9 protein-coding genes are annotated in these 21416 nt (G+C 35.5%); 8 read left to right on the top strand and 1 reads right to left on the bottom strand.

Translation table 11 applies throughout. From position 1 onward, the window contains the following. Nucleotides 1–34: 34 nt before the first annotated feature. The gene (locus ACQUQZ_RS04740) at nucleotides 35–1537 is read left to right on the top strand and encodes a serine hydrolase domain-containing protein (RefSeq protein WP_435353605.1); all 1503 of its coding nucleotides are present in this window, start codon (nucleotides 35–37) and stop codon (nucleotides 1535–1537) included. A gap of 49 nt (nucleotides 1538–1586) precedes the next feature. Here the strand turns inward: ACQUQZ_RS04740 and ACQUQZ_RS04735 are convergent, their stop codons facing one another. Then, complete coding sequence (locus ACQUQZ_RS04735; protein WP_435353604.1) at nucleotides 1587–2309, bottom strand: 3-keto-disaccharide hydrolase; 723 nt, start codon at nucleotides 2307–2309, stop codon at nucleotides 1587–1589. Between the two features lie 322 nt (nucleotides 2310–2631). Between ACQUQZ_RS04735 and ACQUQZ_RS04730 the strand changes: the two genes are divergently transcribed. From ACQUQZ_RS04730 to ACQUQZ_RS04700, 7 genes are all read left to right on the top strand, one after another. Beyond that, the gene (locus ACQUQZ_RS04730; protein WP_435353603.1) at nucleotides 2632–3144 is read left to right on the top strand and encodes a DUF1697 domain-containing protein; all 513 of its coding nucleotides are present in this window, start codon (nucleotides 2632–2634) and stop codon (nucleotides 3142–3144) included. Between the two features lie 147 nt (nucleotides 3145–3291). After that, the gene (ffh, locus tag ACQUQZ_RS04725) at nucleotides 3292–4608 is read left to right on the top strand and encodes a signal recognition particle protein (RefSeq protein ID WP_435353602.1); all 1317 of its coding nucleotides are present in this window, start codon (nucleotides 3292–3294) and stop codon (nucleotides 4606–4608) included. A gap of 167 nt (nucleotides 4609–4775) precedes the next feature. Beyond that, nucleotides 4776–5906, top strand: coding sequence for an amidohydrolase (locus ACQUQZ_RS04720; RefSeq protein ID WP_435353601.1), 1131 nt, complete (start codon nucleotides 4776–4778; stop codon nucleotides 5904–5906). 170 nt (nucleotides 5907–6076) lie between these two features. Continuing rightward, nucleotides 6077–6769 carry a (d)CMP kinase gene (cmk, locus tag ACQUQZ_RS04715; protein WP_435353600.1) on the top strand — a complete coding sequence of 231 codons (693 nt, stop codon included), beginning with the start codon at nucleotides 6077–6079 and terminating at the stop codon, nucleotides 6767–6769. A 61-nt stretch (nucleotides 6770–6830) separates the two neighbouring features. Continuing rightward, on the top strand, nucleotides 6831–7895 hold the full coding sequence (locus tag ACQUQZ_RS04710; RefSeq protein ID WP_435353599.1) for an NAD(P)/FAD-dependent oxidoreductase: 1065 nt from the start codon (nucleotides 6831–6833) through the stop codon (nucleotides 7893–7895). Between the two features lie 178 nt (nucleotides 7896–8073). After that, on the top strand, nucleotides 8074–10404 hold the full coding sequence (locus ACQUQZ_RS04705; RefSeq protein ID WP_435353598.1) for a hypothetical protein: 2331 nt from the start codon (nucleotides 8074–8076) through the stop codon (nucleotides 10402–10404). A 736-nt stretch (nucleotides 10405–11140) separates the two neighbouring features. After that, nucleotides 11141–21241 carry an SdrD B-like domain-containing protein gene (locus tag ACQUQZ_RS04700; protein WP_435353597.1) on the top strand — a complete coding sequence of 3367 codons (10101 nt, stop codon included), beginning with the start codon at nucleotides 11141–11143 and terminating at the stop codon, nucleotides 21239–21241. Nucleotides 21242–21416 lie beyond the last annotated feature (175 nt).

Below are 21416 nucleotides of genomic sequence, written 5' to 3'. Positions count from 1 at the left end.
AATACCAAAGAAGAAATCTAAACATCAATCAAACATGAAAAAACGCATTGCTATTTCCTTCTTTTGCCTACTCTTATCTTGTTTAAATGTATTTGCTCAATCAAGCGAAGAAGAAATTTCAAAAATTAAAAACCTAATTCCCGAACTTGATAATAAGTTTCAAGACTTTAGGGTAAAAAATCATCTTTCAAGTGTGTCTTATGCCTTGGTGCTTGATGGGAAAATAATTTATCAAAGCAACAAGGGCATCATCAATTATAAAACCAATAAAACTGCTGATAATCAATCAGTTTATCGCATTGCTTCGATGTCTAAAAGTTTTGCTTCGGTAGCAATTTTGCAATTGCGTGACGCAGGAAAACTGAAATTAGATGACCCTGTTTCGATGTATATTTCGGAACTAAAAGGTCAAAAATATTCAACAGATTCTCCCGAAATTACGATTCGACATTTACTTTCGCATGCAGCGGGATTTCCCGAAGATAATCCTTGGGGAGACCGACAATTGGGCATTTCAGAAGAGGCAATGTTGAAGATGTTTAAAAAGGGAATTTCATTTTCCAACGAGCCAGGTATTGCTTACGAATATAGCAATATGGGCTTTGCGATGTTGGGTTATATCATCAAAAAAGTTTCTGGACAAAGCTACCAAAGCTATATCATTGAGCGTATTTGGAGGCCTTTGGGTATGAATAATACTTTCTGGGATTACAAAAAAGTACCTAATAATCAACTTGTGATGGGCTATCGTTGGCTGAGAGAACAATATATTGAGCAGCCTATTGAAGATGACGGTGCTTACGGAATTATGGGTGGTGTTCTAACATCTATTGAAGATTTTGCTAAGTACATGTCTCTCCACCAAGCAGCCTATCAAACTGGTTCGCCCAATTCATCTATTTTGAAAAAAAGCTCCCTTAAAGAAATGCACTTTACGTGGAATTTCAATAGCATGAATAACCGTGGATTTATGGGTTCGGGCGAGCCTTGTACCAATGTTTCATTTTATGGATACGGTCTGCGTATTGATAAAAACTGCAATCAAATAACCAGCGTCGGGCATTCGGGTGGTTTACCAGGTTTTGGTTCTGACTGGAAAATATTGCCACAATATGGTCTCGGAATCGTTACTTTTACCAATGGTACTTATGGTGGTGCCGCTCTGATGAATAGTCAGATTTTACCATTCATTGTCGAAAAAGCAGGTCTTACACCTAATCCGTTTCCAGTTTCGTCAATATTGAAGCAACGCCAGAATGAATTGGTAAAGCTTTTACCTTCGTGGCAAAATGCTGAAAAAACAGGCATTTTTGCTGAAAACTTTTTCTTAGATTATTTTCCTGACTTACTAAAAGCCGAAGCAGAAGGCATATTTGAAAAAGCTGGAAAAATATTAAAAGTCAATGAAATTGTGGCAGAAAATGCTCTAAGAGGCAAGTTTGTGTTGGAAGGAGAAAAAGCAAATATCGAAGTAAGTTTCACGATGTCGCCCGAAAACCCACCTTTGATTCAGGCTTATAGTATTAAGTTGAAATAATCATAAAATAAGCTTTTCGAGTCGAAACTCGAAAAGCTTATTTTCCTTTTTATAACTCCTTTATCTTAATATTCCGAAAAGATACTCCTTTTGACCATTCTTGTAGAGCAATATGCCCAGCGATATTTTTGCCAAATAATGGAAAATATTTAAACCCACTATTACTCACCATATTTTTCCAAGTATCAACATTAAAATCTTGCTCGGCAGTCATTACTCCATTAAGATAAAACTCCACTTTCCCATTAATTTGTTTGATTCTTGATTCATTCCATTGACCCAGAGGTTTAAGATTGACACGATTTTTTTGAGGAGCAAAGCCATAAAGACAAGCAGCCCATTTGGTAGAGTCTTTAAGATAAGCCGCTCCAATGTTTTCATGTTCAAGTAGTTGATATTCAGGGCCTGATGCCCAAGCAGTAGGAATCGTATCATTTTCAATCACATTAATAAAAACACCACTATTGCCTGCTTTGGATATTTTCCAGTCAAATTTAAAATCAAAATTTCGATAAATTTTGTCAGAAATCAAATCTCCATGCTCAATACCGACTGTATCAGGATTACAGTATAATTCATCATTTTTCACCATCCAAGTCGAAGGGACTTTTGCTTTATTGTATAAATGCCAGCCATTGGTTGTTTTTCCATCAAAAAGCAAAGTCCAATTATCCTTTTTTTCTTGGTCATTTAATTGATTATTTTCTGCTTTTTTATTGGAACATGACCATAAAAGGCCAACCGAAAGTAAGTAAATTAGTGCTTTTTTCATAAAAAGTGCTTTTGATAAAATGAATAATCTTATGTTTTGTTTGTACGCATACTTTAATCAAAAATACTAAAAATTATTCATTCATTACGTCAATCAAATCGTTTTACTCTCATTGCTTTGTTTTGTTGTGAAGAAATATTGGCCTGCATTACTCTTAAAATATACTCAATCCTCTGTTGACTTGGGATATATATAAAAGAGAGATTCAACTGAAAATAATATAATTTAGCCTAAAAATAATTGCGAACTAATGTCTTTCTACTACATTTATGAAATAACACCCTTAAATTGGCATAAGTGAAGTAGAAAAAAACTATTAATCATGAAAAAATACATTGCTTTTCTTCGAGGAATAAACGTAGGAAATATCCGAATCAAAATGCCTGATTTGAAAGCTGCTTTTGAAAAAATGGGTTTTCAGAATGTTGCTACTTATTTACAGACTGGAAATGTAGTTTTTGAATCAGAGAAAAATATTTCAGAAATGAAGACTATTTTGGAAAAGGGGCTTTCTGAAACTTTTCATTATCAGGCATTTGTGTTACTCTACGCTTATGATATTTTAGAAGAAATCGTTAATAAATACCCTTTTGAGCAGGAGGAAAACTACCACGCCTATGTGATTTTTGTAGAAGGTAATGCAATTTTTGAAGAATTAGTCAATATTTCTCACGGTATAGAAGAGGAAATCTCTAAAGGAAATTCCGTGCTTTATTGGAAAGTAGCCAAAGGCGAAAGCCTGAATACTCCTTTTGCAAAAATCACAGCCAAAGCAAAATATAAAAGCGGCCTCACAGTTCGAAATATCAATACGCTCGAAAAAATGCTTGAATAAGTAGTGTTATTTACTAAGCTGCTAACTATTCGGAGAATTGTTCTACAAATTGATTAAAAATTTATCTTTAAAATTAGTAACTTTGCAAATAAATTTTATTTTTACTTTGCTTCGTTAATCAGAGAAGGAAATCAAAAAAGTTAAGAAATGTTTGAAAATTTAAGTGATAAGCTCAATAAAGCCATAAAAACCCTTAAAGGGCAAGGCAGAATCTCGGATATTAATGTTGCATCGACCGTTAAAGAAGTAAGACGTGCTTTGATGGATGCTGACGTAAACTATAAAGTTGCCAAAGATGTAACTGATCGTGTACGTGAAAAAGCAATCGACCGAAAAGTGATGATTGCGGTTGAGCCAGGACAATTATTCGTCAAAATTGTACAAGAAGAATTGATGGAGCTGATGGGCGGACAAGCCCAAAGTGTTAATCTCAAAGGCTCACCAGCAGTGGTTTTGATTGCAGGTTTGCAAGGTTCGGGTAAAACTACTTTTTCGGGAAAATTTGCTTCTTATCTGAAAAAACAAGGTCGTCAAGTGCTTTTAGTGGCCTGTGATGTTTATCGTCCTGCGGCGATTACGCAATTGCAAGTATTGGGTGAGCAAATTGGTGTAGAAGTTTTTGCCGAGCCAGAAAATAAAAACGCCGTTGATATTGCCAAAAATGCCTTGGCTTATGCAAAAACCAAAGGAAAAAGTGTCGTAATTGTCGATACCGCTGGTCGTTTGGCAGTTGATGAGGTGATGATGAAAGAGGTTGAGGACATTAAAAAGACCGTTTCTCCAAGCGAAATTTTATTTGTCGTGGATTCAATGACTGGTCAAGATGCAGTAAACACGGCCAAAACTTTCAACGAAAGACTTGATTTTGATGGCGTTGTACTAACCAAACTTGATGGTGATTCACGAGGCGGAGCGGCCCTTTCAATCAAAGCGGTGGTAAATAAACCTATCAAGTTTATTTCGACTGGCGAAAAAATGGATGCCCTTGATATTTTCTACCCTGACCGTATGGCGAGTAGAATTTTGGGCATGGGTGATGTAATTTCCTTAGTAGAAAGAGCTCAACAGGCCTTCGATGAAGATGAATCACGCCGTTTGAATAAGAAAATGCGTGAGAATAAGTTTGATTTAACTGACTTTCTGATGCAGTTGGAGCAAATCAAAAAGATGGGAAATATCAAAGATTTGATGGGCATGATTCCAGGTGTTGGTTCACAAATCAAAGATATTGATATTAGTAATGATTCTTTCAAGCCCATTGAAGCAATCATTAAATCAATGACTCCAAAAGAGCGTGAGAAACCTGATATGATTGATGGTAGTCGCAAGAAAAGAATTGCCGCAGGTAGTGGAACCGATATTACACAAGTAAATAATCTTTTAAAGCAATTTGATCAAATGCGTAGTATGATGAAAAAAGTAAATACGATGCAATCAAGTGGTAAAATGAAAGCTTTTAAATAATTATGTTCTTGTCAATTGCAAAAGGTCAAAAAGTTTGAAAACTTTTTGACCTTTTTTATTTGGTTTAAACCTTAAAGTTTTCCAGTATTGCATATTATAATCTTAGAATTGAAATTGATGTTCCATCATTAAGTTATCAATCTTTCTTGCAAGCTAAAATTAACAATATGACAACCGCTCTCGAATTCCGTCATCATATTCATGCCAATCCAGAGCTTTCTACTTTAGAGAAAAACACGAGTGAATTTATTGTATCTGAGTTGAGAAAAATTGGCATTAGAAAAATTTATCATGGATTTTCGATGTACTCAGTTTTGGTAGAAATTGATGGCACTGAGGTGGGGCCGACTATACTTTTTCGTTGTGAATTAGATGCTTTGCCGATTCAAGAAGAAAATAATTTTGCCTATCGTTCAACAACAGATGGTATTTCGCATAAATGCGGGCATGATGGACATGCCGCCAGTATGTTTCGTTTTGCACAGAAATTGATAGAATCACCTTTGAAAAAAGGTAAAATCTTATTGTTTTTTCAATCAGCGGAAGAGATTGGAGCTGGTGCAAAAGCTGCTATTGAATCTGGTATTTTCACACAATTCAACATTGATTTTGTTTTCGCCTATCATAATTTTCCAGGTTTTCCGATGGGAGCAATTATGGTAAAAGAGGGATTGTTCACTCCTTGTGTAGAAAGTGGTGTTTTTGAATTAAAAGGCAAAACCAGTCATGCCGCCGAACCATTAAAGGGGATTAACCCAGCTTTGGCAATTGCTGAAATAATTGTTTATTTAAATTCATTGAATAACCAAGATAAAGTAAGTGATAACTTTTTTGTTGCAACCCCTATTCATATCGATATGGGCGAAAAGGCCTATGGAACTTCAGTGGGTAAAGCAACAATAGGCTATACATTTAGAACTTGGAAAAATGGAAGATTTGATGCGAAGAAGCTTCAAATTGAAAATAAAGTTGCTGAGATTACAAAAAAACACCAGCTTGAATTGACTTCGAATTGGATTGAAACTTTTAATGCCAATGAAAATAGCACTGAAGCCTATAGACAGATAAAAAATGCAGCTAAAGCATCTAACTTTGAAATCATTGAACTTGAAAAGCCATTTGAATTTGGTGAGGACTTTGGACTTTTTACCAAAAAATATAAAGGAGCTATGTTTGGTATTGGTTCGGGAATAAACCAAGCACCTTTACATAATTCAACATTTGATTTTCCTGACGAATTGATTGATATAGCAAGTTCAATGTTTTATCAAATTGCCATGCAAGTTTTAGAAAATTAAATCTTAACTTTCGCAAAATCATTTATTAATAACTTTTGACGCTATTATTTCAAGATTTTGTTTCAATAAAGTAAGTTGTTATTTATAAAATTTTGATTTCTGTCAAAACCTTCGTTTAGTGGTTGTTTCTTCGACAAATTAAGATTTTCTTTGCAAAAAAATAAAATTGCATGCACAAAATTACCATTGCCATTGATGGCTATTCGAGTTGTGGCAAAAGTACGACTGCCAAAAATGTTGCCAAAAGGTTGGGCTATGGATATATTGATACTGGAGCTATGTATCGAGCGGTTACTCTATATTTTCATCAGCATTTGGTTACACTAACAAATCAAAAAGAGGTTATCAAAGCCCTTGATAATATTCAAATTGAATTTCGACGAAACCCCAATGATGGAAGAAACGAGACATATCTTAATGGTTTAAATGTTGAAGATGAAATTCGAAAATTGTATATTGCTAATAAAGTAAGCGAAGTAAGTGCTATTGCTGAGGTACGTCATGCGATGGTTGCACAGCAACGCAAAATGGGTAAGAAAAAAGGGGTGGTATTGGATGGAAGAGATATCGGAACAGTGGTTTTTCCTGATGCTGAGCTCAAACTTTTTATGACTGCCGACCCAATTATTCGTGCCAATCGCCGACAAATTGAATTGAGTGAAAAAGGTGAGCTTGTAGATATAGAAGATATTATTGAAAATATCAAAAACCGAGATTTAATTGATACTACTCGAAAGGAAAGCCCACTCAGAAAAGCAGAAGATGCTATTGATATTGACACCTCCTACATGACTCTTGATGAGCAAGTTGAAACAGTTTGTCTTTTGGCTGATGAAGCTTTGAGTAAAGCGATTAGAAATTAGCAAACCAGTAAGGTTTTTTCAAACGGGGTCGCCCAGACCTTGCTGGTTTTAAAACCCAACAATGAAAAATATAGACTATATAATTGTAGGCCAAGGAATTGCAGGCTCGTTGTTGGCGTATAAACTATTGAAGGCCGATAAAAAAATCATTGTTTTAAATGATGAAACATTACCCACTTCCTCAAATGTAGCAGGTGGGATTTTCAACCCAATTACAGGCAAAAATTTAGATAAAACTTGGTTAGCCGATCAAATATTTCCTTATTTAAGAAACTTCTATCTTTCGCTCGAAAAAGAATTTCATTGTTCATTTTATCACGAAACAAATCTTTACCGACCTTTTGCTAACGAACAACAAAAAAAACATTTTCTACGACTTACTGATGAATTTGACTTAGGAAATTATATCAAAATTATTCTCGAAAGCAATTCTTCTAATTATTCGGCCATTACAAATAATCTTGGAGGACTTCTCACTTCATCGGCGGGTTGGGTAGATGTAACAAAAATGATAGTTAATTTTCGTAAATACTTCATCACTCAAGAAGTTTATCAAACAGAAAAATTCGCTTACCAAGCATTAGAAATTTCAGAAAATAAAGTCGTTTATAAAGGTATTGAAGCAAAAAGAATCATCTTTTGTGAAGGGTATTATGCCTCGCAAAACCCATTTTTTAATTGGATTCCTTTCAATCCAGCAAAAGGAGAAACCTTGCTGACTGATGTGGAGAATTACACAATTTCAGAAATTATCAACCAAGGTTTTTGGATCATTCCACTTGGTGATAATAAATGTAGGTTTGGCTCAACTTACATTTGGGATGAAATTGATTGGAAAACTACAGAAAAAGGGATGGAATTAATTTCCACTAAAGTCGATAAATTTTTATTGAACCACTATAAAATAACAGGCCAAGAAGCAGGCATCCGCCCAACTACTAAAGATCGTCGCCCCTTCATAGGCAACCATCCACTGCATTCCAACGTATATGTGTTTAACGGACTTGGAACCAAAGGCGTTTCGTTAGCTCCATATTTTGCAGAAGAAATGCTTTGTTATTTAGAAAAAAATAAAGTTTTAATCTCAGAATCTAACATTGAACGATTTTATTCGTTATATTCGTAGTAAGATTTTTAGTAATTAAGCTTTTAGCCATTAGTCACTTTTTCGGCTTGTTTTTAGCCAAAACGATTAAAATAATGCTCGTTTATTTATCTTAATAAGTGTATTTTATGAATAAATGAGTCTTTTTGAGTAAACTTGTTATAAAATCGCAGCATCATTTCGCTAAAAGCCAACAGCTTTGCAAATATTAAAAGGCATGAGACATTTATATACTTTTCGTCGACTAAGCAGTATTTTATTCTTAATGATTTCATTAGGAATCAACAATGGCTTTGCACAAAATTATTTTGCTTCAACGCAAGAAGAATTTGGCAAAAATCGTATTCAGTATAAACGATTCGAATGGCTTACGATTCGAAGTAATAATTTTGAATTTAATTATTATCGTGGCGGTGATAAAATTGCCCAAAATGCTGCTAAAATCTCTGAAAATGAATATGATCATATAACTGAGTTGCTGGGTTATACACCTTTTACAACCATGAAAATATTCTTGTACAATTCTCCCAAAGATTTAGCCCAAAGTAATATTGGTTTAACCGCACCGATTGACTTAGATGGAAGTATATTGAATTTAGCCAAATCTCGTGTACAAATTGCCTATACTGGCAATGAAGAAGAGTTCAAGAAAGAATTGGTTCGACAGATCGCTCGTTTATTTGTTTATGATATGCTTTATGGTGGTAGTTTGAAAGAAGTGTTACAGAGTTCATTATTATTGACAGTACCTGAATGGTACATGGCAGGAATTTCTGCTTACATTTCTGAAAACAATGAAGATGCCATGATACTTGACCGTATGCGAACAAGTATTTTGAAAAATAAAGACAAGAAAATCGACCATTTGTCGGGAAAAGATGCTGAACTCGTGGGGCAATCTATTTGGAATTATATTGCGGTTCGTTACGGAAAAGACAATATTTCAAACATTCTGAATCTTACACGCATTATTCGTACGGAAGAATCGAGTATTACCAGTACTCTTGGAATTTCTTATACTCGTTTTCTTAGAGAATGGAAAGATTACTATGTCAACAGTGCATATGCCAATAATAACGAAAAGATAGAAGACCCCAGTAAGAAAGCTGGTGATACTCCGAAAATTGAGACCATTGTCACAAAAGAAAAATTGGTACTTGGAGCTGGAGAAATTGACACTGATAATTATGAATTTGATTCAGAAAATATCATTAAATCTCTTGCGAATGAGGCTGCCAAGTCTAAAGGAGAAAATATTGATAAATCATTACCCAAACTCAATCGTTTAAAAGAAACATTGAAAGTAAAGGGGCCTTTTGCCTACGAAAATATTATTATTGCCAATGACATCAAATCTGAATTTTTGATGGATCCAGTTAGAAGAATGGGAATGAAAAATACATTGGTAATGAATGATTTGCTTGAAAACCACAGTGTTAAATTAGGTCTTTTTATCACACCTGTTTTACGTAATCATGATGTATTTTTAGGCTATAATAATAATGTCAAACGCATTGACTGGGGACTTGATATTCAGCGTCGTTCTATTGCATTGGGTGAATTAGACAATCGTAGCTTGTATTTATTTCGTCCATTGAATATCAATTTGCCGCAATCTGCAGCTTTTGCCATCGATCGTCGCATTTATTACAATAAGTTTTCTGGCTTTGCAGCCTATCCAATCAGTACTAATCTACGTGTGAGTGCTTCACCATTTTTGCTTTCTACATCTGATATTGATGTATCAGATTTAGGGCGAAAAACTTTACAATCTATCTACTTGGGTGGCCGTGCAGAAGTAGTTTTTGATAATACAACTCCCCTGTTTAGTAAAGTTTTAGTCGGAACAAGAGCAAAGATTAGAATTGATCGTACTTATAGTTTAAAAAGTAGTTCGGAGAATTTTAGTCGCTTGGTAATTGATGCCCGACATTATCAAAAAATATTGGGAAGCGTTATTTTTGCAGCACGTGTTTCCTATAGCCGTTCGCTTGGAAAATCACCAAAAGTTACCATTTTAGGTGGCGTTGAGAATAGTGTTAATAGAAGCATTGAACAAAGCAATGGGCAGGGAATTGGCGTACCACGTGACCTACGTGATATTCTTTTTTATGATTATGCTGGAAATTTAAGAGGCTTTGACTTTGCGAAACTATTTGGAACAAGTCATCTATTAACAAACTTAGAACTACGATTACCTTTAGCTCAATATGTGTCAAAGGGTTCTCTAACATCTAACTTTATACGTAATCTTCAATTTGTTGGTTTTACAGATATAGGCACTGCATGGTATGGAAATAAAGGGCCTTTCAATCGTCAGAATAGTTTGAATACTGAAGTGATTGGAGGTTTCCAAAATCCTTTCCGAGCAACAGTTACTAATTTCAAAAATCCATTTTTAGTTGGCTATGGTGCTGGTGTAAGAACTACAATATTGGGCTATTTTGTAAAAGCTGATTATGCGTGGGGCCTTGAAGACAAAGAGGTGGGTAAAGCGAAATTTTATCTTTCTCTTGGTTATGATTTTTAATCAATAGTTTAATGTTTTTGTTTATTTGAGGCGTTTTTCTTTAAGAAAAACGCCTTTTTTATTGAATACTTACTTACCCCGTATTATCAAAGAATTATTATATGTTGCCCGATCACAAATACAATAAAAATACAATTGTAGCCAACTTACGATTGACTAAAAATTAAACAGAAGCTCTTTACAAACATAGCATCAGACTCTCATTCAATAAATTTAAAATCAAATTTTTCACACTAAAAATGTTAAAACCACTCTATCCTATAAACTTTAAATAAGTTATTTAAATATTTCTCGCACCAATCTTGAAAAAGCAAAATCAAATTTTATTCAAGTACAATATGTTTTTTATTTTAGAAAAGATATATTAGATTTTTACCTCAATTAGTCAATCTCTGTCCTCTATTTTTTTAAAAAATTCAATAATTTTTAAAAAAACATCTACAAACTGAGGGATATTTATTCAATATTGATCATTTGGCATAATTTTGGCTCTTTTTATGCCATATTTTCTAAATATAGCTTCAATTAATATTTCTTCATTTTATACTTCTATTTAGCCAAAAACCAATCTTTTTTTATTGAGTGGACACAAAATTGGGTTTTGGCACAGTTTTGGATACTAATGTATGTATATAAGCAAAATTGTGTATTCTTTCGTGAACCTAAAAGACTAATGGCACTAGATACAAGAATACACGCTGATTATTGAATTAAGATTATTTAAAAAAACTTGCAGATGAAAAACAATTTTACACAAAGTGAGGCAAAAACACTCGTTGAGAAGCACTCACGGACACATGCACAGCCTAAAGGTAAAAGCTTGTTGGCATTTGTACAGAAAATTGTTGATATAATGGCTTTCCTTTTTGAGTCGAAAGATGAAAAAAAGAAAACTAAGACTAAAAATACAAATAGTTTTGGTCTTCATTCTGCTGTTTCAATCGAGGATAAAATTTTGCAAGAATATTTTATAGATGAGCAAAATAAGCACCTGCATGCTTCGGTCAATAATCAAGAGTCAATCGTGAATGAACCTCTGATAAAAACAGATTCTATTGTAAAAGAATATAGATTGGGTAGTCGTTTTGACCAAAATTTGAAACAATGGGTTTCTGTATTTTCTCCTCCAATACGAATCTATAATGAAGAGGATGACAAACAATCTAAAAATTCAACATATAGAGGTCTTGCAACAACAATTATGTTGGTGCTTTTTTCTATTTTAGGAGTTGTAGCTCAAACATCTGTAGATTTGTCATTAAGAAAAAGTATTGATAATTCTTCACCAACATTAAACGGAACAGTAAAATATACCTTGTGGTTAAAGAATTCTGGTCCAAGCACGGCATCAACCATTGTAGTACAAGATAATTTTCCGATTGGTGGAGCGACACTTACTAGCCATAATGGGGGAGCTAATTTTAATTATACACCTGGTACTGGTATTGGGCTTTGGAGTGTAGCATCTTTAGCTTCTGGAGATTCGGTACATTTAGAAATTATAGCAAATGTGATTGAAAGAGGTGTTTTTTTTAATATTTCTGAAGTTAAGTCAATAGGTATTGGTCAACAAGATATTGATTCTACCCCCAATAATAGCATCTTATCTGAAGATGATATGGCTGCCAGTTGTTTTTCAGTACCACTTATTTGGTATCCAGGTGAAGAATACAATGTGTCAGTACCTGCACCATTTAAATATGGCAAGACCATTAAATGGTTTCGTGGTGTGACAGAAATAACAGGTGCTACAACCCAAGCTGTGGTAAATGCAGATTCTTCATTGACTATTAAAGCTCCTGGTAGCTATAATTTTACCACCAATGTTAGCACTTGCCCTGCCCAAGGCTGTTGCGGGATTCAAGTGATTGAAGGGCCTTATGGTTCTATTAGTGATTATGTATGGATAGATTCAAATAATGATGGCATACAAGGAACAACCGCACTTGAACCACCTGTAGCAGGAGTAAAAGTATATTTGTTAGATAATGCTGCGGGGACAAAATTAGATTCAACTTTTACAGATGCCTTAGGCAAATATGTATTTGATAGTTTATTATCAGGTATATATAAGTTAAAATTTGTTTTGCCAGCAGGTAATGAAGCTACGGGAAAATTGTTAGGAGGAGATATCACTAAAGATAGTAACATCAATCCAGATGGAACAACCGATGCTATTACCATCGATGTTACCCAAACATTAGGTTTAATCACAAGAAACAATACGACAATTGATGCAGGTCTAAAACCTACTTCAACAGGTTCTATTGGAGATTATGTATGGAAAGATACTAATAATAATGGACTAAATGATGATGGTCAAATAGGTGTCAGTGGTGTAATCGTTGAACTTTATGCTTCTGATGGAATTGGCTTACCTATTGGCTCAGTATTGAAAAAAGATACAACAGATAATAATGGTAAATACTTATTTACTGGTTTATCCGAGGGAAATTATGTTGTAAAAGTCATAACAAGTACTTTACCAGCAGGTGCCCAAATCACTTCTAAACAAGACGTAGGTAGTGATGAAACAATTGATAGTGATTTTAATTCAAGTACTGGTCTATCGGATAAGGTACTAATTAATCTTAGTGATATTGCAAAAAAAGACATCTTAACTGTTGATGCAGGACTTTATACTGTACCCACTCCAATCACACCTGTTACAATAGCTGATTTGAGTGTAAATAAAACAGTAAGTAATTCAACACCAAATCAAGGTGATCTTATTACTTATTATATAGATGTAAAAAATGGAGGGCCAGCTATTGCAACAAATGTCGAAGTAAATGATATTGTCCCTACTGGATTGCAAGTTGTATCTGCTACTGGTGGTGATTTGATGGATATTGCAGGAAACACAGTTATCGCAAAAATTAATCAAATTGCTGTTGGACAGAGCACTACATTCCAGATTGTAGCTAAAGTAACAGCAAGTACAGGATCAATTAAAAACTGGACTCAAATCACAAAATCAGACCAAAAAGATTCAAATTCAACACCAAATAACGGTATTGACAAACAGGAAGATGACGATGATGATGCCGATATAAATATCAAACAATCATCTTGTAATCCAACAACACCACTCATTGCTTGTTCAAATCCATATATATGTTTGGGTGAAAGTGTATCTATCGAAGCAATTGGCTGCAATGGAACAATCGTTTGGTCAGATGGACAAACAGGAAACTCCGTCAAAGTAACACCAAATGTAACAAGTACATATACAGCACAATGTAAAATAAATGATAACTGTATTAGTGCAAAATCGAATTCGGTAACAGTTGTAGTAAATGTAATTGCAGCTCCACTGATTTCTTCTAATTCTACTACAAATATTATTTGTGGTAGTGGAAAAATAACATTAACCTCAAATAACTGTACTGGAACTATCACATGGTCAACTGGTGCAACGACGGCAAGTATAGAAGTTTCACCAAGCAACACTACATCTTATACAGCAGTTTGTAAAAAAGGCGATTGTATAAGTGGTAAATCAAATAGCGTTACTGTCACTATTGGTTCACCAAGCAATCCTCCAACGATTGCTACCAACAAAAGCACTATTTGTGTAGGACAAGCAGCTGTATTAACTGCGAGTAATTGTAGTGGTACTGTAGTTTGGTCTAATGGTTCAACTGGTACAAGCATTTCACTAACACCTACTGCCACTGGCATTTATTCAGCAGTATGTAAAGTTGGTGAATGTTCGAGTGCTACTTCATCGACAGTAACAATTACTGTAGCACCAACTGAAACCCCAACCATTACAGCAAACAACGAAAGTATTTGTGTAGGCGAATCTGCTATATTAAAAGTAACTGGTTGTAACGGAAATTTATTATGGTCAACTGGAGCAACAACTTCGACAATCACTGTAACACCAACAATTACTACAACTTATGACGTTAAATGTGGAACAGGTGAATGTGTAGGAAAAGCTACAAAGTCAATCACAGTCACACCAAAACCAACTGCTCCAATAGTAACATGTGGAAAAGAAAGAATATGTGCAGGTGAATCGTTAACTTTTACAGCCCATGGTTGTGAAGGCTCGGTAACTTGGAGTTCAGGTGCAACAGGTTCAACAATGATTGTAACGCCAACAGTTACTACATCTTATAGTGCAATATGTACTGTTAATGGATGTACAAGCGAACCATCGAAATCTTCTACAATTGAAGTGATTAATCAAACCCCACCAACAATTACAGCAACATCAGAATCTGTATGTAGTGGAGGAACGGTAACACTGACAGCAGCTAATTGTACTGGAACGGTATTATGGAATACAGGTGCAACGACATTTGCTATTACAGCAACTCCAACCATTGTTACTACTTATACAGTCAAATGCATCATTGAAGACTGTGAAAAATCTACTTCAAAAACGATTACTATAGGAGGAGGTACAGCACCTGTTGCTCCTATAATCTCTACAAATCAATCGACACTTTGTGGTAATGATAAGGCAATATTAACAGCCAATGGATGTGAAAATGGAACAATAAAATGGAATACAGGAGCAACAAGTTCAACAATTTCAGCAGGGACTGGCAATTATACAGCAACTTGTAACAATAGTTGTGGAGAGAGTGCGAAATCAAGCGAAATCATTATTACAGTTGGAACGATACCAGCTGTACCAGTGATTACAACTACAACAAAAACGCTTTGTGGAAATAATACAGCTAATTTAACAGCATCTGGTTGCATAGGAACTATCAAATGGAGTACAGGAGCAACAGGTTCAACAATTTCAGTAGCGACAGGGACTTATTCTGCTATTTGTAGCAATAGTTGTGGTGATAGTGGTACTTCAAATTCGATAATTCTAACAAATACAACTGTTCCGACACCAAGTATAACAGCGAGCAAAAATGGTATTTGCATAGGTGAAACTGTAACAATGAAAGTAAGTAATTGTACTGGAACTTTAACATGGTCAACTGGAGCAACTGGTTCAACCATTACAGTTACACCAACAGAAACAAAAACTTACGAAGTAACTTGTTTGGTAGAAGATTGTAGTAATAAAGGCACTAATACCATCACAGTTACACCAAAACCAGCAACACCAATTGTGACTTGTGGGAAAGAAAGAATATGTTTAGGTGAATCCCTTACATTTACAGCTCACGGGTGTGAAGGTGTTGTAACTTGGAATACAGGTGCAACTGGCTCAACAATTATCTTCACTCCAACTGTAAGTACAACCTACAATGCCACTTGTACAATCAATGGTTGCACAAGTGAACCATCATTACATGGTGCAATTACAATCATAACACCTGAACCAAGCATTTATGCAACCAATGAAACACTTTGTGGCGGAGGGTCAGTTACACTCACTGCGAGTAATTGTGCAGGAACAGTATTATGGAATACAGGTGCAACGACAGCGGCAATCACAGTGACACCAACTTTGACTACCACCTATAATGTGAAATGTTTGGTAGATGGATGTGAAGGTTCAGCGTCAAAAATAATTACTGTTGGTGGTCAACAGCCAAGTGCTCCAACAATTAAGTCAAACAAAGAAAATGTTTGTGGTAATGAAATAGCTACACTTACTGCTTCTGATTGCGTTGGGTCAGTAAAATGGAGTACTGGTGGAGTAGGTTTAACAATTGCAGTTGGAACTGGTACTTATTCGGCTATTTGTACAAATGGATGTGGCGAAAGTGCTAAATCAAATGTAATTACGATTCTAAGTGGAGGAGGAACTGCACCAACTCTTTCGGCATCAATTACTGCCATTTGTGAACCTGGAAACGTAACGCTTTCTGCTACAGGATGTACAGGAACATTAGTTTGGTCGAATGGCCAAACAGGGAGTAGTTTTACAATAAATGTAGCTACAACTACTACTTTCTCAGCTACTTGTAAAGCAGGTGCTTGTGAAAGTAGTAAATCAAATGAAATAACTGTAACGGTGGGTAAACCAAATAAACCAAGCATTAGTAGTGATAAAACAACTATTTGTGCTGGTGATGCTGTAGTACTTACAGCCGTAGGTTGTACAGGTACAACTGTTTGGTCAAATGGTTTGACAGGTTCTCCTATCACAGTAAATCCTGCTAATACAACCAACTATACTGCTGTATGTAAATTGCCTCAAGGAGGATGTACCAGCGAGCAATCAGATAAAGTAACAGTTAATGTAATATCGAAAGCTGAGTCTCCAATCATTTCATGTTCTGCCTCAAGAATATGCCAAGGTGATACATTGACTCTTAATGCTCTGGGTTGTGCTGGGACAGTTGTTTGGTCAAGTGGTCAAACAACTACATCAATCAGCATTCACCCTACTGTCACAACAGTTTACACTGCAATTTGTAAAGTAGGTTCATGCGAATCAGCTCCATCAGCTGCAGCAACTATTAATGTTGGAAATCCACTTGCTCCTATAATCAATTGTAAGAATACACAAGTTTGTAGTGGCACAAGCACACAAATTGAAGCTGCTGGTTGTGCAGGAACAGTGAAATGGTCAGATGGTCAGGTTGGTGCAGTCATAACCGTTTCACCAACAATACTTACCAGCTACTGGGCTATCTGTGATGGTGGCAAGTGTCAAAGTGAAAAGTCGAATATTATTACCGTACAAGTAACGGGTTCTGGCCTAACAAAACCAACAGTCAAAGATCTCATAAATACATGTCCATTTACAACTGTTGATTTGACAACAGGTGTTACAAGTAAAGTTTCATCACAAGGAGGCGTGTTTGTTTTCCGTACTGGAACAACACCAGGCTCTCCAGCGGTATCAAATGCTTCGGCGGTTGGTACTGGAACATACTATGTTTTTGAAAAAGCTGGGAATGGATGTTATAGCGATGCTGGTAAAATCAATGTAAATATTACTACTTGTGTACCAGTCAATCCATCATGTGTAAATAATCCTGCAACTGTCAAAGCAGGAAAAGATAGCACAGTTTGCATGAGTGAAGATTTCTTTACTTTAAAAGGTCAAATTGGAGGTTCTGCTAGTAGTGCCAAATGGACTACTACCGATGGTACAGGCACATTTGAAAATGCTCTAAGTTTGAGTACAAAATACTATTATACAAAAGAAGACTTAATCAAAGGTAATATTTCATTCATACTTACGACCAATGACCCAGATGATAATGGCCCATGTGTTGCAGCAAAAGATACATTCAAAATTATTTTAAAAGGAGTTACAACTACACCAAGCATAGTATCCAACAAATCACCAAATATTTGTTTTGGAGATTCGGTAGTATTAACAGTAAATGAAGCAGGGATTTATAAATGGAGCAACGGTGCAACTACCAAGAGTATCACTGTAAAAACTCCAGGGCGTTATTCTGTTAAATTATTAAGTCAAGAAGGATGTGCGTCACTTAGTTCGAATGAAGTTGTAGTGGTACTGGGCAATGCGATTGCAGCACCAACAGTCACAGCAATGGCAAAAAATACTTGTCCAGCAACTGTTGTTAATCTAAGTACTGCGGTCAAGAGTGCACCCCAAACACAAGGAGGAGTATTTGAATTCCATACTGGAAATAAGTCAGATTCACCAGGTCTTGCCAATACAACTGCTGTAGGAGCAGGTACTTATTATGTTTTTGAAAAAAGTACAATTGGTTGTTATAGCTCAGGAGCTCCGATCATGGTAATGATTGATCAATGTACACCTGATAATCCTTCTGATACAACACAAACTGAGTTGAGCATCGAAATTATAGGCTCAAGAGTCGAATTAAAAGTTGGTGATCCTGTAACTTATACGATAAAAGTTAAAAACAATAGTAGCAAAACCGCAACGAATGTACATATCGTAAATGTATTACCAAAAGGTCTTGAAATTACCTCATCAACTCCAGGCTTTACAGCTTTTGGCAAAGACTCCTTGTTGAGTGTCATAGGTAGTTTGGCTGGTGGTGCAACTAAAACATACACTTACGAATCTAAGACAACCAAAGCAGGTAAGATTATCAATATCGCCAAGATTACTAAACTTGACCAGATAGACCCAATAACAAGCAATAATATTAGTCAATGGACAGTCGAGTGTAAAACTTGTCAAGAAACGTGTGTAGGATTGGCTCTTTCTGCTGATACAACACGTCAAGCAAATGGCAGTTACAATATCACATTCCGAGCATTAATTGAGGCATGTGGTAATGTAAAACTTGAAGGTGTAAAAATTTCGGAAAATTTGGCAACGATGTTTCCAGCACCAACAACTTACACTATTGTTCAAAAACCAACTGCAGGTGTAGGAAGTAAATTAATAACCAATGATAGTTTCAATGGCTCAACAGACTTGAGTTTGACAATTCCAGAAGGGAGTGTTGTAGAACCAGGAATCATTGATACGGTAAAATTTGTAATTAATATTGTGCCAAATGGCAAGGAAGGGCCATTTACAACCAATGCCATTGCTGAAGCAATAGGAAACACCGCTTTCGGCATTCCACAAGATGTATCTGATGTATCAAACAACGGTAAGTTTGTAGATAAAGCAAGTGCCGAGCCTACAGTTGTGAAACTTTATAAATCACCAAGTATTGGTTTAGCAAAAATCGTTTTAGATACAACTAAGCACGCAAATGGTTCTTATGATGTTACTTATCAATTACTTGTAAAAAACAATGGTTCGTTGGTATTGAATGACGTAATTGTAAGAGACACATTAAGCAAAGTTTTCAAAGCACCAGCTACGTTTACAGCTGTAGGTGTACCTACTAAAAATACGGGTAGCCAATTAGCTATCAACAATGCTTTTAATGGTTCAACTGATACACGCCTAACATTGACAGGAAGTACAATTGCCGTTGGTAAAACAGATACGCTGAAATTTACAGTAAATGTACAGCCAGATACAGTAAAATTATTCGCCAATACAGCCGTAGCAAGTGGCTCTGGTACGCTTACAAATGGTACGAAAGAAAATGTTACTGATTTATCAAATGCAGGTCTTAACCCTGATGCTCCTGGTAGTAATCCAACCAACTTGGTACTTGGTTCTGACGCAGGAAACTCAATTGAAATCCCTTGCATTGGTATTGCATTGTATGTGAAAGATACATTAAAACAAGCTGACGGCAGCTACAATATCACTTATAATGCTATCATTAAAAATTGTGGTAATTTGAATCTTTCTAACATACAAATATGCGATACATTATCCAAAACTTTCAATTTACCCGCAATAGCAACGATTGTAAAAAAACCTACGCTAAGTGTTGGAAGTCAATTGAAAACCGATAATGACTATGATGGCGTTAACAATACATGTATGTTGCTGAGTGATAGTCAAATCGCACCCAATAAGATTGATACAATTTCATGGATAATTAATGTAAAACTAAACGGCAATAAAGGGCCATTTAGAAATACCGTAATTGTAACAGCAAAAACTCCAAGTGGTAAGATTATCAGCGATGCTTCAAACGCAGGTATTAACCCAAATGCAGATGGGAATGCCCCAACAGTAATAAATTTCAATAATTTACCAGAAGCCATTATTGGTATCTCGAAGAGTGCAAGCGAACCTAAGTTAGTAAATGGTACAACCAACACCTATGATGTAACTTTCACTTTCAAAGTCAAAAACTATGGTAAAGTAGTATTCACTGGTGTACAAATACAAGATAACTTGAGTGTTGCCTTCGGTGATAGTGTAAAAATTGATTCAGTAAATGTAAAAGCAGACACAGGTTTCACAGTCAACAAAAGCTACACAGGTCGTGGAAGTTTAATCAATCTATTGGTTGATTCACTAAGTACATTAGCCGTCGATTCTGAAAGATCTGTAACATTATTTACTCGATTGACTACAACATCGAATAAAGTTAACTTCGAAAACCAAGCATTGGCTATTGGTAAATATCCAAGTAATAAATCAACTGACGATTTATCCACCAATGGTAGTGACCCAGATTTCAGTGCAGGTGGTGAAGCCCAAAAGAATAATGATGGTGATCCAAGAAATAACTGGCTCCCAACGCCTGTTAAACTTGGCACTATTGAGCCAACAGTTTTCTCAACAACTTTAGGTATTGCAAAAGCAGCAACTCTTGACTCTGTTAAGAACGCTGATGATACATATAATTTGACTTATACTGTTATTGTCAAAAACTTTAGTACTCACAAATTAACAAATGTGCAATTAAGCGATAGTCTTGGACAAGTATTTGCCGATAGTGCAGAGTTTGTGTTGGTTGGCAAGCCAACCTTGAATAAAAACAGTAAGCTAAAAATAGATAGCACTTTCAATGGTAGAACTGTCACAACCATGCTGATTGCAGATAGTAGTTCGTTAGCAGTAGGAACGAGTGATACACTAATATTTAAACTTAGATTACTGAGTACAAAACAAGGAGACGCTATCTATGCTAATACGATTACTGGTACAGCAAAAGATAGTACGACCAATGTGAAAGATAAATCTTATGCTGGTCTAAATCCCGACCCCGATGGCGATAAAAATCCAGGCAATAACAATGAACCAACTATCATAACTATCAAAGGAAAAACAACAGTGCTTGATTCGTTAGCAATAATCCCAGATGGTTTCTCTCCAAATGGTGACGGAACTGGTGATATGTTCGTCATAACAGGTGTTAATAAAACTGATAGGTTGGCCGAAATCTATATCTATAATCGTTGGGGACAATTGATTTATCAGAATACTGACTTTGGCAAAGAAGAAGGATGGAATGGCGTTGCCACAAACGGTATATTAGTAGGAAGCAAAGGAGCTGGAGTTCCTGATGGCACTTACTACTATTATGTCAAAGCAGAGGGTCTGTGGGGCGATAAACCAAAAATTGGATTCTTAACCCTTGTAAGATAGAAAAATAAATGAAAATATCTCGAAAGTATAATCATTTGAGATATTTTCAAAACCTTAAGTTTTGTCAAGCATAAAAAAATTGATATTTTAAAACTTTAATGTAACTTTGTTTGCTATTGAGTATAAAAAGGCTTATAAGGTTCATCAATCTAATGAAGAGAACCTTTACAACCAA

The sequence above is a fragment of the Emticicia sp. SJ17W-69 genome (genome assembly GCF_051209875.1).
Taxonomy (GTDB): Bacteria; Bacteroidota; Bacteroidia; order Cytophagales; family Spirosomataceae; genus Emticicia.
The sequence above is the reverse complement of the archived record's forward strand: the minus strand, read 5'-3'. Positions and strand labels throughout refer to the sequence as shown.